Here is a 325-nt window from a genome sequence, read left to right on the forward strand (position 1 = left end):
GGCGCATGTGCAAGGTGATGCAGGTGCACCCCAGCGGCTACTACGCATGGAAGGCCGAGCCGCAGAGCTCGCGGGCCCAGGACGACCAGCGCTTGACCGGCCTGCTCAAGCAGGCGTGGCTGGAGAGTGGCGGCGTGTACGGCTATCGCAAACTGACGCTGGACATGCGCGACCTCGGTGAGCACTGCGGCAAGCACCGTGTTGATTTCCTCCGAAACCTGACCCACCTCTCACACTGATTTCCGTTCAAACCTGACCCACGTATCAACCTAGCCTGCCGCGATTTGCGGCAGGAGCACTGGAGTGATTGACGTGGCGACACTGA

General features: G+C 62.2%; 1 pseudogene. It reads left to right on the forward strand.

The annotated features are described in order from the left end of the window. Positions 1–203: pseudogene (locus ACG04R_RS28465) on the forward strand (IS3 family transposase); the annotation flags it as partial. Between the last annotated feature and the right edge of the window lie 122 nt (positions 204–325).

The sequence above is a fragment of the Pelomonas candidula genome, from assembly GCF_043555985.1.
In the GTDB taxonomy this organism is placed as follows: Bacteria; Pseudomonadota; Gammaproteobacteria; order Burkholderiales; family Burkholderiaceae_C; genus Pelomonas; species Pelomonas candidula.